The 12,730-nt window shown below is 76.1% G+C and carries 13 protein-coding genes; 9 read left to right on the top strand and 4 right to left on the bottom strand.

Annotation, left to right across the window (positions count from 1 at the left end; all coding sequences use genetic code 11):
- Positions 1 to 16 precede the first annotated feature (16 nt).
- The 7 genes from KRAD_RS08430 (at position 17) to KRAD_RS08400 (ending at position 5,700) form a co-directional block, all read left to right on the top strand.
- Positions 17 to 682 (top strand): GntR family transcriptional regulator, encoded by a 666-nt coding sequence (locus tag KRAD_RS08430; protein ID WP_203417525.1) that lies wholly within the window; start codon positions 17 to 19, stop codon positions 680 to 682.
- 178 nt (positions 683 to 860) lie between these two features.
- Positions 861 to 2,840, top strand: a complete 1,980-nt coding sequence (gene ftsH / locus KRAD_RS08425; protein WP_012085136.1) for an ATP-dependent zinc metalloprotease FtsH — start codon at positions 861 to 863, stop codon at positions 2,838 to 2,840.
- On the top strand, positions 2,837 to 3,454 hold the full coding sequence (gene folE / locus KRAD_RS08420) for a GTP cyclohydrolase I FolE (protein WP_012085135.1): 618 nt from the start codon (positions 2,837 to 2,839) through the stop codon (positions 3,452 to 3,454). The genes ftsH and folE overlap by 4 nt, the downstream gene beginning before the upstream one ends.
- Before the next feature lie 11 nt (positions 3,455 to 3,465).
- Entirely contained in the window at positions 3,466 to 4,356 is an 891-nt protein-coding gene (gene folP / locus KRAD_RS08415; protein ID WP_012085134.1) for a dihydropteroate synthase, read from the top strand.
- Complete coding sequence (folB, locus tag KRAD_RS08410; protein WP_012085133.1) at positions 4,353 to 4,766, top strand: dihydroneopterin aldolase; 414 nt, start codon at positions 4,353 to 4,355, stop codon at positions 4,764 to 4,766. Before folP ends, folB begins: the two co-directional genes overlap by 4 nt.
- Positions 4,763 to 5,233 carry a 2-amino-4-hydroxy-6-hydroxymethyldihydropteridine diphosphokinase gene (gene folK, locus KRAD_RS08405; protein ID WP_012085132.1) on the top strand — a complete coding sequence of 157 codons (471 nt, stop codon included), beginning with the start codon at positions 4,763 to 4,765 and terminating at the stop codon, positions 5,231 to 5,233. Before folB ends, folK begins: the two co-directional genes overlap by 4 nt.
- Positions 5,230 to 5,700 (top strand): DUF3180 domain-containing protein, encoded by a 471-nt coding sequence (locus KRAD_RS08400; RefSeq protein WP_012085131.1) that lies wholly within the window; start codon positions 5,230 to 5,232, stop codon positions 5,698 to 5,700. The genes folK and KRAD_RS08400 overlap by 4 nt, the downstream gene beginning before the upstream one ends.
- 254 nt (positions 5,701 to 5,954) lie before the next feature.
- Here KRAD_RS08400 and KRAD_RS08395 read toward each other — a convergent pair whose 3' ends face one another.
- The 3 genes from KRAD_RS08395 to KRAD_RS08385 all read right to left on the bottom strand — a co-directional run bounded on the left by KRAD_RS08395 (position 5,955) and on the right by KRAD_RS08385 (position 9,530).
- Positions 5,955 to 6,989, bottom strand: a complete 1,035-nt coding sequence (locus KRAD_RS08395; protein WP_012085130.1) for an endonuclease/exonuclease/phosphatase family protein — start codon at positions 6,987 to 6,989, stop codon at positions 5,955 to 5,957.
- Positions 6,990 to 7,001: 12 nt separating this feature from the next.
- Positions 7,002 to 8,243 carry a glycosyltransferase gene (locus KRAD_RS08390; RefSeq protein ID WP_012085129.1) on the bottom strand — a complete coding sequence of 414 codons (1,242 nt, stop codon included), beginning with the start codon at positions 8,241 to 8,243 and terminating at the stop codon, positions 7,002 to 7,004.
- Positions 8,244 to 8,348: 105 nt separating this feature from the next.
- Positions 8,349 to 9,530, bottom strand: a complete 1,182-nt coding sequence (locus KRAD_RS08385) for an ABC transporter ATP-binding protein (RefSeq protein ID WP_157873547.1) — start codon at positions 9,528 to 9,530, stop codon at positions 8,349 to 8,351.
- Between the two features lie 93 nt (positions 9,531 to 9,623).
- Here KRAD_RS08385 and KRAD_RS08380 point away from each other — a divergent pair, with 93 nt between their 5' ends.
- Both KRAD_RS08380 and KRAD_RS08375 read left to right on the top strand, forming a co-directional pair.
- The gene (locus tag KRAD_RS08380; protein ID WP_012085127.1) at positions 9,624 to 10,175 is read left to right on the top strand and encodes a PH domain-containing protein; all 552 of its coding nucleotides are present in this window, start codon (positions 9,624 to 9,626) and stop codon (positions 10,173 to 10,175) included.
- Complete coding sequence (locus KRAD_RS08375; protein ID WP_012085126.1) at positions 10,172 to 11,647, top strand: PH domain-containing protein; 1,476 nt, start codon at positions 10,172 to 10,174, stop codon at positions 11,645 to 11,647. The genes KRAD_RS08380 and KRAD_RS08375 overlap by 4 nt, the downstream gene beginning before the upstream one ends.
- Positions 11,648 to 11,671: 24 nt before the next feature.
- Here KRAD_RS08375 and KRAD_RS08370 read toward each other — a convergent pair whose 3' ends face one another.
- Positions 11,672 to 12,694: a LacI family DNA-binding transcriptional regulator gene (locus KRAD_RS08370; protein ID WP_012085125.1), complete on the bottom strand. Its 1,023-nt coding sequence runs from the start codon at positions 12,692 to 12,694 to the stop codon at positions 11,672 to 11,674.
- Positions 12,695 to 12,730 lie beyond the last annotated feature (36 nt).

The raw sequence follows: 12,730 nt of genomic DNA, 5'->3' as shown, positions 1-12,730 counted from the left end.
CACCTACGATGACCCGGTGAGCGCCGAGCCGATCCCCGACACCGGGCGCGAGGACGGCACGCTGGCCGAGCTGCTCAGCGCCCGGATCGCCGCCGGCGAGTTCCGCCCGGGGCGGCGCCTGTCCGAGGCCGAGCTGGCCGAGCGGTTCTCCGTCTCCCGCAACACCCTGCGCGAGGCCTTCCGGGTGCTGGCCGAGCAGGGCCTGCTCGAGCACGTCCCGCACCGCGGGGTCTCGGTCACCGCCCCGCGGGTCGCCGACGTCCTGGACATCTACCGCGTCCGGCGCCACCTCGAGACGGGCGTGCTGGTCAAGGCCGCCCCGCGGCACCCCGCGACCGCCCGGATGCGCGGAGCGGTCGAGGCCGCCGAGGCCGCCGCGGCCGCGGGGGACTGGGCCGGGGTCGGGACGGCCAACATGGCCTTCCACGCCGCCCTCGTCTCGCTGTCGGACAGCCCGCGCCTGGGGCGGACCTACCGGCAGCTCAGCGCCGAGCTGCGGCTGGCCTTCCTCGTCATCGGCGACCCGCAGGCGCTGCACGGCGCCTTCGTGGAGCGCAACCGCTCCGTGCTGGAGACGTTCGTCGCGGACGGCGGCCCGGCGGCCGCCCGCGAGCTGGAGGACTACCTCACCGAGTCCGAGCGGACGGTGCTCGGGGCGTACGCGCGGCTGGGACTGGGCTGAGCCCCCGCGTCCGCCCACGGCGAACCCGCCGCCGTGGTGCGGAACAGGGGCCCCGTCTCGCCCGTTCGAACAGCGAAGGACCTGCGAGACGGGCTCCGGACGGCGTGTCGCCGGACCGGTGTACCGTCGATCGTCAGGCTAGAACGAGCAGGAGGGACAGGGGGCGACCCCTCCACTGATGCCCAACCAACTGAAGCGCATCGTCCGCGGCCCGTGGCTGTGGATCGTCGTCGCGATCGCCGCGGTGGCGATCGGCGCCTCCTTCTTCGCCTCCAGCGGCACCGCCGAGGTCTCCACGACCCGCGCGATCCAGCTGATCGAGGAGGGGAAGGTCGAGAGCGCCACCCTCACCGACGGCAGCCAGCGCATCGACCTGGAGCTGAAGCCCGGGACGACGGAACAGGGCGCCAGCACCGTCCGCTCCTACTACATCGCCCAGCGCGGCGGCGACGTCGTCGACGCCCTGGACGCGAACCAGCCCCCGAAGGGCGTGACCGACGAGGTCCCCCGCACGGGCATCCTCCAGTCGCTGCTGTTCACGGTCGGGCCGATCCTGCTCCTGGTCCTGCTGTTCTGGTTCCTCATGGGCCAGATGCAGGGCGGCGGCAACCGCGTCATGCAGTTCGGCAAGTCCAAGGCCAAGATGATGACCAAGGACACCCCCAAGACGACGTTCGCCGACGTCGCCGGGGCCGACGAGGCCGTCGAGGAGCTGCACGAGATCAAGGAGTTCCTCCAGGACTCCTCCAAGTTCCTGGCCGTCGGCGCCAAGATCCCCAAGGGCGTCCTGCTCTACGGCCCGCCCGGGACGGGCAAGACGCTGCTCGCGCGCGCCGTCGCCGGCGAGGCCGGGGTGCCGTTCTACTCGATCTCCGGCTCGGACTTCGTCGAGATGTTCGTCGGCGTCGGCGCCAGCCGCGTCCGCGACCTCTTCGAGCAGGCCAAGACCAACGCGCCCGCGATCATCTTCGTCGACGAGATCGACGCCGTGGGCCGCCACCGCGGGGCCGGCATGGGCGGCGGGCACGACGAGCGCGAGCAGACGCTGAACCAGCTCCTCGTCGAGATGGACGGCTTCGACGTCAAGACGAACGTCATCCTCATCGCCGCGACGAACCGCCCCGACATCCTCGACCCGGCGCTGCTGCGCCCGGGCCGCTTCGACCGCCAGATCGCGGTGGAGGCCCCCGACATGGAGGGCCGTCACCAGATCCTCAAGGTCCACGGCAAGGGCAAGCCGCTGTCCCCGGACATCGACCTGCTGGCCGTGGCCCGCCGGACCCCGGGCTTCTCCGGCGCCGACCTCGCCAACGTCCTCAACGAGGCCGCGCTGCTCACCGCGCGCGCCGACGCGAAGGTCATCGACAACTCCGCGCTCGACGAGGCCATCGACCGCGTCATGGCCGGCCCGCAGAAGCGCACCCGCCGGATGAACGAGAAGGAGCTGCGCGTCACCGCGTACCACGAGGGCGGGCACGCCCTGGTGGCGGCGGCGATGGCCAACACCGACCCGGTGACGAAGGTGACGATCCTGCCGCGCGGTCGCGCGCTGGGTTACACGATGGTGCTGCCGACCGAGGACAAGTACTCCACCTCGCGCAACGAGATCCTCGACCAGCTCGCCTACGCCCTCGGTGGTCGCGTCGCGGAGGAGCTCGTCTTCCACGACCCGACCACGGGGGCCAGCAACGACATCGAGAAGGCCACGAGCATGGCCCGCAAGATGGTCACCCAGTACGGGATGAGCGAGCGCGTCGGGGCGATCAAGCTCGGCTCCAGCGGTGGCGAGGTCTTCCTCGGCCGCGACATGGGTCACGAGCGCGACTACTCCGAGGGCGTCGCGGGCATCGTCGACGAGGAGGTCCGCCGCCTCATCGAGTCCGCCCACGACGAGGCCTGGGAGGTCCTCGTCGAGCACCGCCAGGTCCTCGACGACCTCGTCGTCGCCCTGCTGGACAAGGAGACGCTGAACCAGGCCGAGCTGGCCGAGATCTTCAAGCCGGTCGTGAAGCGCCCCCAGCGCCCGGTGTGGCTCTCCTCCGAACGCCGCCACGTCTCCGACATCCCCCCGGTCCCGACCCCGGGGATGAACGGCCGCGGCGGCGGGTTCCAGACGCCGGTGAACGGCTACCAGAACGGGACGCACGAGCAGCCGTGAGCACCAGCGGAGCGCCCGTCCCGGACGCCCGCACGGTCCCGGGGGTCCACGACGGCCCCCGGGCCGAGGCCGCGGTCCGGGAGTTCCTCCTCGCCATCGGGGAGGACCCCGACCGCGAGGGCCTGCGCGAGACCCCGGCCCGCGTCGCGCGCGCGGCGCAGGAGCTGTTCGCCGGTCTGCGCCAGGACCCCGCCGACGTCCTCGCGACCGACTTCGGCCTCGAGCACGACGAGCTGGTCCTGGTGAAGGACATCGAGGTGCAGTCCACCTGCGAGCACCACCTGCTGCCCTTCCACGGCGTCGCCCACGTCGGCTACATCCCCGGGGAGCACGGCCGGGTCACCGGGCTCTCCAAGCTGGCCCGCCTCGTCGACGTCTACGCCCGCCGGCCGCAGCTGCAGGAGCGGCTGACGACCCAGGTCGCCGACGCCCTCGTCGACGGGCTGCACCCGCGCGGGGTCATCGTCGTCGTCGAGGCCGAGCACTCCTGCATGACCTACCGCGGGGTCCGCAAGCCCGGCGCCAAGACCATCACCTCCGCCGTCCGCGGCGCCCTGCGCAACCCGGCCACCCGCGCCGAGGCCATGAGCCTGATCGTGGCCGGGCACCGGTGAGCGCGGCCCCGGTGGACCGGCTGCTCGCGCCCGGCCCGACCCGCGTCGTCGGGATCCTCAACGTCACCCCCGACTCCTTCTCCGACGGCGGTCACCACGTCGCGGACCCCGTGGCGCGCGGGGTGGCCCTGCACGCCGCGGGAGCCGACCTCGTCGACGTCGGGGGCGAGTCCACCCGCCCGGGGGCGGGCCGCGTCGACGCGGGCGAGGAGCTGCGCCGGGTGCTGCCCGTCGTGGAGGGGCTCGTCGCGGCCGGGGTGCCCGTCAGCGTCGACACCATGCGCGCCGCGACGGCCCGCGCGGTCGTGCGGGCGGGTGCGGTCGTGGTCAACGACGTCTCCGGCGGCCTGGCCGACCCGGCGATGGCGGCCACGGTCGCCGGGCTGGACTGCCTCTACGTGCTCTCGCACTGGCGCGGGCCCTCCGACGTCATGAACTCCCTCGCCACCTACGAGCACGTGGTGCGCGAGGTGGGGGCGGAGCTGAGCGGGCGCCTGAGCGCGGTCGTCGCCGCCGGGGTGGCTCGGGAGCGGATCGTGCTCGACCCCGGGCTGGGGTTCGCCAAGACCGCCGAGCACGACTGGTCCCTGCTCGGCGGGCTCGCCGAGCTGGAGCGGCTCGGCCCGCCCCTGCTGGTCGGGGCCTCCCGCAAGCGCTTCCTCGGGTCCCTGCTCGCCGGCCCCGACGGGACGGTCCCGCCCCCGGCCGAGCGCGACGCCGCCACCGCGGCCGTCACCGCGCTCGCGGCCGCCCGCGGGACGTGGGGCGTCCGGGTGCACGACGTGCCCTCGTCGGTGGCGGCGGTGCGGGTCGCCGACGCGTGGCGGCGCGCGACGCCCCCCGCCGTGGCCCCTGCCGTGCCCGCCGCGGCGCCGGCCGGTCTCGCGGCGGCGTCCTCGTGAGCGCCCTGGACGCGGCCGGCCCCGTCCTGGACGCGCAGGGCCGCGTCCTGGACCGGATCGTGCTGCGCGGGGTGCGGGCCGTCGGCCACCACGGCGTCCTGGACGCCGAGCGGGCCCAGGGCCAGCCCTTCGCCCTCGACGTCGCCCTGCACCTGGACACCCGGGAGGCCGCCGCCGGCGACGACCTCACCGCCACCGTCCACTACGGCGAGCTCGCCCAGGACCTCGTGGCCGTCCTCACCGGTGAACCCGTGGCGCTGCTGGAGACCCTCGCCGGGCGCCTGGCCGAGACCGCGCTGGCCCGCTCGCCGCGGATCGCCGCCGTCGACGTCGTGGTCCACAAGCCGCAGGCGCCGATCCCGGTGCTCTTCGACGACGTCGAGCTCGTCATCCGCCGGACCCGGCCGTGAGGGGGGTCCTCGCGCTGGGCGCCAACACCGGCGACCGCGCGGCCAACCTCCACGCGGCCCTGGCGGCGCTGGACGCCCTCGACGGCCTCGACGTCGAGGCCGTGTCCTCGTTCGTCGAGACCGCCCCGGTGGGGGCGGTGCCCGACCAGCCGGACTTCCTCAACGCCGTCGCCCTGGTGCGCACGACGCTGGACCCGCACGCGCTGCTGCGCGCCTGCCACGCCGTGGAGGCTGCGGTCGGCCTGGACCGGGCGAGCAAGGTCCCCGACGGCCCCCGCCCCATCGACGTCGACGTCGTCACCCTCGGCGACGTGGTGCTCGACGAGGACGGCCTCGTCCTGCCGCACCCGCGCGCCCGCGAGCGCGCCTTCGTCCTGGGCCCCTGGCTGGAGCTGGACCCCGACGCGGAGCTGCCCGGCCCGCGCGGCGGGCGGGTCGCGGACCTCCTCGCCCGGGTGGCCCCGTGAGGCCCTCGCGCCCCGGGCTGCTCGCGGGGCTTGCGGTGATCGCCGGGGTCCTGGCCTGGTCGGGCCTGCAGGTGTGGGTCTCCACCGGGCACGGCGAACCGGACCTGCTGTGGCGCACGACGCTGACCATCGCGCTCTGCGTGGCCGTCGTGCTCGGCGTCGGCTGGCCGGTGCGGCAGTGGGTGAACGGCGACAAGGCCCGGCGCATCGACGCCCTGCGGGCCGCGCGCACGGCGGCGCTGGCGAAGGCCGCCTCGGTCGCGGGGGCGCTGCTGGCGGGTCTGTTCACCGGCTGGTTCGTCCACTACCTCCCCACGGCGGGCATCGCCGCGCGGCGTTCGGAACTCGTCGCCGCCGCGGTGGACGTCGTGGTGTCGGTGCTGCTGCTGGCGGTCGGGCTCGTCGTGGAGCGCTGGTGCCGGGTGCCGCCGGACGACGAGGAACCCGGGGGACGGGCCGCCGCCTAGGGCTCGCCCCCGGACCCGCCCGCAGGGTCCCGGCCGCGCGGCGGCCGGTGGTCACGACGGTGACCGGGTTCGCCGACCCCGGGCGCGGCTGGGAGGCTGGAGCGTGGACGTCCCGTCGATGATCATGGGTGCCGCCATCGCCTCCGTGGTGTGGATCGTGCTCTGGCCGCGCCGGAGGGACCGCGACGAGGAGGACCTCCCGCCCCGCGGCTGACCCGCCCGACCCCCCCCGGGCCGGCGGGGGTGGGCGCTCCTCAGCCCGGCCAGGCGAGGTCGGCCACCACGGGGGAGTGCGTGCTGCCCCCCGGGGCGCGTTCGGCGACGGCGACGGGTTCCAGCCCGGCGACCAGGACCACGTCCACCCGCGCGAAACCGGGGGACGCCCCGCGGGTCAGGCCGGGCCGGGTGCCGACGGCGCGGTGGACGTCGACGAGGCCGTGGGAGCGCAGTTCGCGCAGGGGTTCGTTGAACTCCGCGGAGTTCAGGTCCCCGCCCAGGACGACGGCGGCGCCGGAGGCCTGCAGGGACCGGGCGAGGTCGGCGTACCGCCGGGCTTCCGCGACCCGGACCCGCGCCGCGTCGCCGGTGTTCCCGGCGGGGTTGCGGGCGACCTTGTCCGGGCTGCACAGCAGGCACGGGGACGCCAGGTGCACCGAGAGGACCGCGAGGCGGCGGCCCTCGACGTCGAGGGTGACGACGTCGGCGGGGCGGGCGCCCTCGGGCAGCCCGGTCACCGGTTCCACCGACACGATCGGGTACTTCGACCAGACCGCGTCGCCGTCGCCCTCGCGGGAGCCGCCGGTGCTCGTGGAGGTGTAGCTGCGGTAGGGGTACTCGGGGAAGACCCCGGCGTAGTCGCGCTGCTGGGAGGGGACGACCTCCTGGAGGGCCACGACGTCGGGCCGCCCCCGGCGCAGCAGGTCCTCCAGCCCCTCCGCGCCGCGCCAGTTCGTGGTGTTGAACGTCGCGACCCGCAGGTCCGGGGTCTCGTCGGGGGGGTCCAGCCGGTGCAGGACCAGGGGCCCGAACAGCGCCCCGGCCGCGACGGCGGGGGCGAGGACGGCGGCCAGGGTCCGCCAGGAGCGCAGCGCGGCCGCGCAGGGCACGAGCACGAGGGCGGGCGCCAGCCACCAGGCCGCGAAGAGCCCCAGCGCGTAGCTGACGGCGTGGCCGTCGGAGAGGACGAGGACGGCGGCGAGGGCGAGGGTCGCGAGGACGCCGTAGGCGAGCGCGAGGCGTCGGGGCCAGCGGCGCCACCACGGGCGGCGCCGCGTCGGCGTCGGTGGCACACCCCCATCCTGCTACACCCGGTCACCAGAGGGGGCGGGAACAGTCACCTGGAGCGAGCGCGCGGTGGTGCGGGCGGTGCGGCGCAGCGCGTAGAGCTCCTCGAAGCGGGCCAGGGTGCGGCTCTCGTCGTGCTCGGCGGCGAGCTCGAGGCTGCGCGCGCCCATCCGCGCCGCCAGGGCGGGCTCGCCCAGGACCAGGGCCAGGCGCGCGGCCAGGGCGTCGGGCCGGGCGTGGGGGAAGAGGAACCCGTTCTCGCCGTCGCGCACGAGGTGCGGCAGCGCGCAGGCGTCCACCCCCAGCACGGGCAGCCCCGAGGCCATCGCCTCCAGGACGACGAGGCTCTGCAGCTCGGCGGTGCCGGCGTTGGCGAACGCGTCGCAGGCCAGGTAGGCGGCGGGCAGGTCGGCCTCGGGCACGAAACCCGTCGAGACGACGCGGTCGGCGACCCCCAGCTCCGCGGCCCGGCGCAGCAGCCCCGCCCGCTGGGCGCCGTCGCCGACGAGCAGCAGCTGCGCGTCGAGCTCCGGGCGCAGCCGGCGCACCAGGGCGAGGGCCTCGACGAGCTCGGAGACGTTCTTCTCCGGGGCGAGGCGGCCGACGTAGCCGATCGTGGGCCGGTCCGGGATCCCGTGCCGGGCCCGGAACCCCGCGCGCAGCGCCCCGGAGGGGTCGGGGGCGAACCGGTGCAGGTCCATCCCGCAGGAGATGGGCAGCACCGGGCCGGGGATCCCGGCCCGCTCGGCCAGGGCCGCGGCGTAGGGGGTGGGGGCGGTGACGACGTCGGCGCGGGTGAACACCGCGGCCGCGTCCGCCCACGCCCACCCGTGCAGCGCCGCGCGGGCGCGCACCCCCACGGGCACGTGGTGGGTGAGGTTCTCGGGCATGAAGTGGTTCGTCGCGACGACGGGGATCCCGAGGCGGTTCGCCGCGCCCACCAGGGCGCGGCCGACGAGGAAGTGGCTCTGCACGTGCACGACGTCGGGCCGCACCTCGCGCAGGACCCGGGTGGCGGCGCGCGCCAGGCCGACGGGCGGGCAGAACCGCAGCCCCGTCCCGCCGACGACGACGGGCACGGCGCGCAGGCGGTGCTCGACGATCCCGGCGACCGTCGCGCGGGTGCTGCGCGGTCCGCGGGCGGGGGCCACGACGTGGACCTCGTGGCGCGCGGTGAGCCCGGCGGCGAGGCGCTGCGCGAACGTCGAGGCGCCGTTGACGTCGGGGGCGTAGGTGTCGGCTGCGATGAGGATCCTCATGGGGGAACCCAACCGCCGCCGGCCCCTCCCGGTCATCGCCCCGGGGGACCGTTCCCGACCCGACCCCGGTGCCGTCCCGGGTACCTCCCCGGTAGGGGGCCGCGCTCAGGCGGGGGGCAGCCCGCGGCGCAGCGCGGTGTGGACGACGTCGGGGGTGAGGACGCCGAGGAACTCCTCCCCGGCCAGGACGGGCAGGAAGCGCAGTTCCTGGGCGAGCAGGGCGGAGAACGCCGAGCGCAGGTCCTCGTGGGCGCCGATGCGGGTGCCGAACTCCCGGACGTGGTCGCCGACGCGGGCGGCGCGGTTCCCGCGCGCGGCGAGCAGCGCCCCGCGCGGGACCCAGCCCAGCAGCCGTCCCGACCCGTCGAGGACGACGGCCCAGGGACGGCCGTCGAGCTCCAGCGCGGTCGCGGCGTAGGCGGCGCCGTCGCCGGGGGCGAGGACCAGCGGGCGTTCGAGGTCCTCGGCGCGGATCGGCGTGACCGCCAGGCGGCGCAGGCCCCGGTCGGAGCCGACGAAGTCGACGACGAACTCCGAGGCGGGGGCCGACAGCAGCGTCGCGGGGTCGGCGATCTGCTCCAGGACACCGCCGGTGGAGAACACCGCGACGCGGTCCGCGATCCGCACCGCCTCGTCGAGGTCGTGGGTGACGAACAGGACCGTCTTGCGCAGTTCCCGCTGGATGCGGCGGAACTCCCCCTGCAGCCGGTCGCGGACCACGGGGTCCACCGCGCCGAAGGGTTCGTCCATGAGCAGGACGGGCGGGTCGGCGGCCAGGGCGCGGGCGACGCCCACGCGCTGCTGCTGCCCGCCCGAGAGCTGCGCCGGGTAGCGGTCGCCGTGGGCCCACGGGTCCAGCCCGACCAGTTCCAGCAGCTCGTCGCCCCGGCGGCGGGTGAGCGCGGGGTCCCAGCCCAGCAGCTTCGGCACGGTGGCGATGTTCTGGCGCACGGTCCGGTGCGGCATGAGGCCCCCGGCCTGGATGACGTAGCCGATGCCGCGGCGCAGGGCGACGGCGTCGGTGCGGGCGGTGTCGCGGCCGTCGACGACGACCCGCCCTCCGGTGGGTTCGACGAGCCGGTTGACCATCCGCAGGATCGTCGACTTGCCGCAGCCGCTGGGCCCGACGAGGGCGACGAGCTCACCGCGGCGCACGGCCAGGTCCAGGTGGCGCACGGCGGGGGAGTCGTGGCGGCCGTAGCGCTTGCTCACGCCCTCGAAGCGGATGACCTCATCGTCGCCCGGTGCGTCGTCGAGGGGGCCGGGTTCCTCGCTTCCTGCGGTCACCGTGGCAGTCTCGCCGACGGCTCCCCGATCGTCGACGCCGGCCGCGCCGATCGGCGGAGGCCGCCCGCGGGCCGGTTCTGGCAAGGTGGGGCCATGGGGGACACCGGGGACACCACGTCGAGCGGGGCGGCGGACGTCGCGCCGGCCGGCGCGGCCACCGCCGCCGGGGACCCCTTCACGCCCGACGGCGTCGCCTGGCAGCGGATCTCCCCGCGCTGGGCCGCCGCCCAGCGGGTGGCGGGGGCGATCGTCTTCGGCGTCGTCGCGGTCGTCGTCGTCGTCCTCGCGCTGCTGCTGACCCCGTGGATCTGGCTGGCGCTGGCCGTCGTGGTGCCGCTGTGGGCCTGGGACTTCGCCTGGTCCGGGCGCCAGGCGCGGGCGTGGGGCTACGCCGAGCGCGACGACGACCTGCTCGTGGTCAAGGGGATCCTCTTCCGCTCCCTGGTCGTGGTCCCCTACGGCCGGTTGCAGTACGTCGACGTGGAGGCCGGGCCGCTGGACCGCCGGTTCGGCCTGGCCAAGGTGCAGCTGCACACCGCCTCCTCCGACAGCGACGCCGCCATCCCGGGTCTGCCGCCGGCGGAGGCCGCGCGGTTGCGCGACCGCCTCGCCGCCCGCGGCGAGGCCCGGCTGGCGGGACTGTGAGCGAGGGGCACCGCACCGACGAGCCCGCGGTCGAGGTCGTCCCCGCGGAGGTCGCGGCCCGCCTCGACGCTCCCACCCGCGCCGTCCTCACCGACCCGGGCTGGCGCCGGCTGCACCCGGTGACCCCGGTCCTGCGGGCCTGGAAGGCCGTCGCCGCGGTCCTGGCCGTGGTCGTGGTGCAGAACGGCGACGACCTGCTCCGCCTGGACCTGCCCGGGTGGGTCCTGACCCTGTCGATCCTCGGCGGGTTGCTGCTGCTGGCCGTCGTGGGCGCGGTCTACAGCGCGCTGGCCTGGCGCCGGACCCGCTACCGGATCGACGCCGAGGCCGTGCACGTCGAGCGCGGGATCCTCTGGCGCCAGCAGCGGCGCGCCCAGCTGGACCGGCTGCAGGCCGTGGACGTCGTGCGCCCGCTGCTGGGGCGGTTGTTCGGGCTGGCCGAGCTGCGCCTGGAGGTCGCCGGCGGCTCGGGCAGCAAGGTCTCGCTGGCCTACCTGCAGGAGGAGGAGGCCCAGCGGGTGCGCAACGCGCTGCTCGCCGCCTCCGCCGGGGTCGTCGTCGCCGAGGGCGAGGACGCCCCCGAGGCCCCGCAGCGCGAGGTCGTCGAGGTCCCCCCGACGCGGCTGATCGTCTCCACCCTGCGCTCCGGGCTCACGATCTGGATGGTCCTGGGGCTGATCGGGATCGGGATCGGCTGCTGGTTCGCGAAGAGCCTCACCCCGCTGTTCGGTTCCCTCGCCGGGGTCCTGGGGCTCGTCTCGGCCGTGTGGCAGCGGTTCTCGACGGGTTTCAACTTCACCGTCGCCGACGCCCCGGACGGGTTGCGGATGTCGCACGGCCTGCTGGAGCAGCGCTCGCAGACGGTGCCGCCGGGGCGGGTGCAGGCGCTGCGGATCACCCAGCCGCTGCTGTGGCGCAGCGCGGGCTGGTGGCGGGTGGACGTCAACGTCGCGGGCTACTCCGGGGAGAGCGGCAAGGCCTCCGAGCAGAGCACGACGCTGCTGCCGGTCGGCACCCTCGACGAGCTCGGCCTCGTCCTGGCGATCGTGCTGCCGGACCTGGGCACGGGGACGGAGTCGCCGCTGGACGTGGTCCGCGCGGGGCTCACCGGCAGCAGCACCGAGGGCGGTTTCACCCCCGCGCCGCGGTCGGCCCGCTGGCTGGACCCGCTGAGCTGGCGCCGGCGCGGCTACCGCGTCACCGAGCACGCGTTCCTGTCCCGCAACGGGCGCTTCGTCCGCGGCCTCGACGTCGTCCCGCACGCCCGCACCCAGAGCCTGGGCGTCTCGCAGGGCCCGGTGCAGCGGCGCCTGGGCCTGGCCAGCGTGGTGCTGCACTCCACCCCGGGGAAGGTGAAGCCCCGCGTGGACCACCTGGACCCGGCGACGGCCGCGCGCCTGCTGGCCGAGCAGACCGCCCGCTCCCGCGCCGCCCGCGCCGGGTCGGGGCCGGAGCGCTGGATGTCGCGCTGAGGGCGCCGGCCCGGCCGGCGTCCCTCAGGAGCGCGGCGGGGCGGTGCTGTCGCGCACGACGAGGGTGGTGGCGAGCTCGACGCGGGGGTTGCGCACCTCCTCGCCGGCGGCCGCCGCGAGCACCGTCCGCGCGGCCAGCGCCCCCATCTCCTCCAGCGGCTGGCGCACGGTGGTCAGCGGCGGGGAGGCCCAGGCCGCGAGGCTGAGGTCGTCGAACCCGACGACGCTGATGTCGTCGGGCACCCGCAGCCCGGCGCGCCGCACCGCCTCGTAGACCCCGAGGGCGATCTGGTCGCTGGCGGCGAACACCGCGGTGGGCGGGTCCGCCAGCGCGAGCAGGGCGGTGCCCTCGCGCAGCCCGGACTCCTGGTAGAAGTCGCCCTCGCGCACGAGGGCGGGGTCGAGGACGAGACCGGCGGACTCCAGGCCGGCGCGGTGGCCGTCCAGGCGCGCGCGGCTGCACAGCAGCCCGGCGGGGCCGCTGACGTGCGCCACCCGCCGGTGGCCCAGCCCCACGAGGTGCTGCGTGGCGCTCAGCCCCCCGGCCCAGTTCGTCGCCCCGATGGAGGGCGCGCCCTCCACGGGCACCCCGGCGGGGTCGACGACCACGGTCGGGACGGCGGACTCCAGCAGTTCCCGCGCGAGGGTCGGGGCGAGGGAGGAGGTGACGAGGACGACCCCGTCGCTGGTGCGGGCGCGCAGGTTCCCCAGCCACTGCCGCGCGGAGGTGGTGCGCCGGTGCACCGCCGAGACGACGGTGCCGACCCCCGCCGCGTGGGCGACGTCCTCCACCCCGCGGATGATCTCCACCGCCCAGGGGGAGTCGAGGTCGTCGAAGACGAGGTCGAGCAGCCCGGCCCGCAGCACCGGGCGGGCGCGCAGCGGGCGCCGGTAGCCGTGCCGGCGCAGCAGCTCCTCGACGCGCTCGCGGGTCGCCGCGGCCACGTCGCCGCGGCCGTTGACGACGCGCGAGACCGTCGGCACGGACACCCCCGCCTCGCGGGCGATCTCGGTGATCGTCACGTTGCGGTTCTCGTCGTCGCCCACGGCACCCCCCTGCTCCGGGTGATCACCCTACGGGGC

The organism is Kineococcus radiotolerans SRS30216 = ATCC BAA-149, from assembly GCF_000017305.1.
Lineage (GTDB): Bacteria > Actinomycetota > Actinomycetes > Actinomycetales > Kineococcaceae > Kineococcus > Kineococcus radiotolerans.
Note: the sequence above shows the minus strand (reverse complement) of the source record. Positions and strands in the feature narration are given on the sequence as shown.

Excerpts from the sequence above, each read along its gene's own strand:
- ftsH (WP_012085136.1), top strand. The coding sequence starts at position 861 with ATGCCCAACCAACTGAAGCGCATCGTCCGCGGCCCGTGGCTGTGGATC.
- KRAD_RS08390 (WP_012085129.1), bottom strand. The coding sequence starts at position 8,243 with ATGAGGATCCTCATCGCAGCCGACACCTACGCCCCCGACGTCAACGGC.
- KRAD_RS08380 (WP_012085127.1), top strand. The coding sequence starts at position 9,624 with ATGGGGGACACCGGGGACACCACGTCGAGCGGGGCGGCGGACGTCGCG.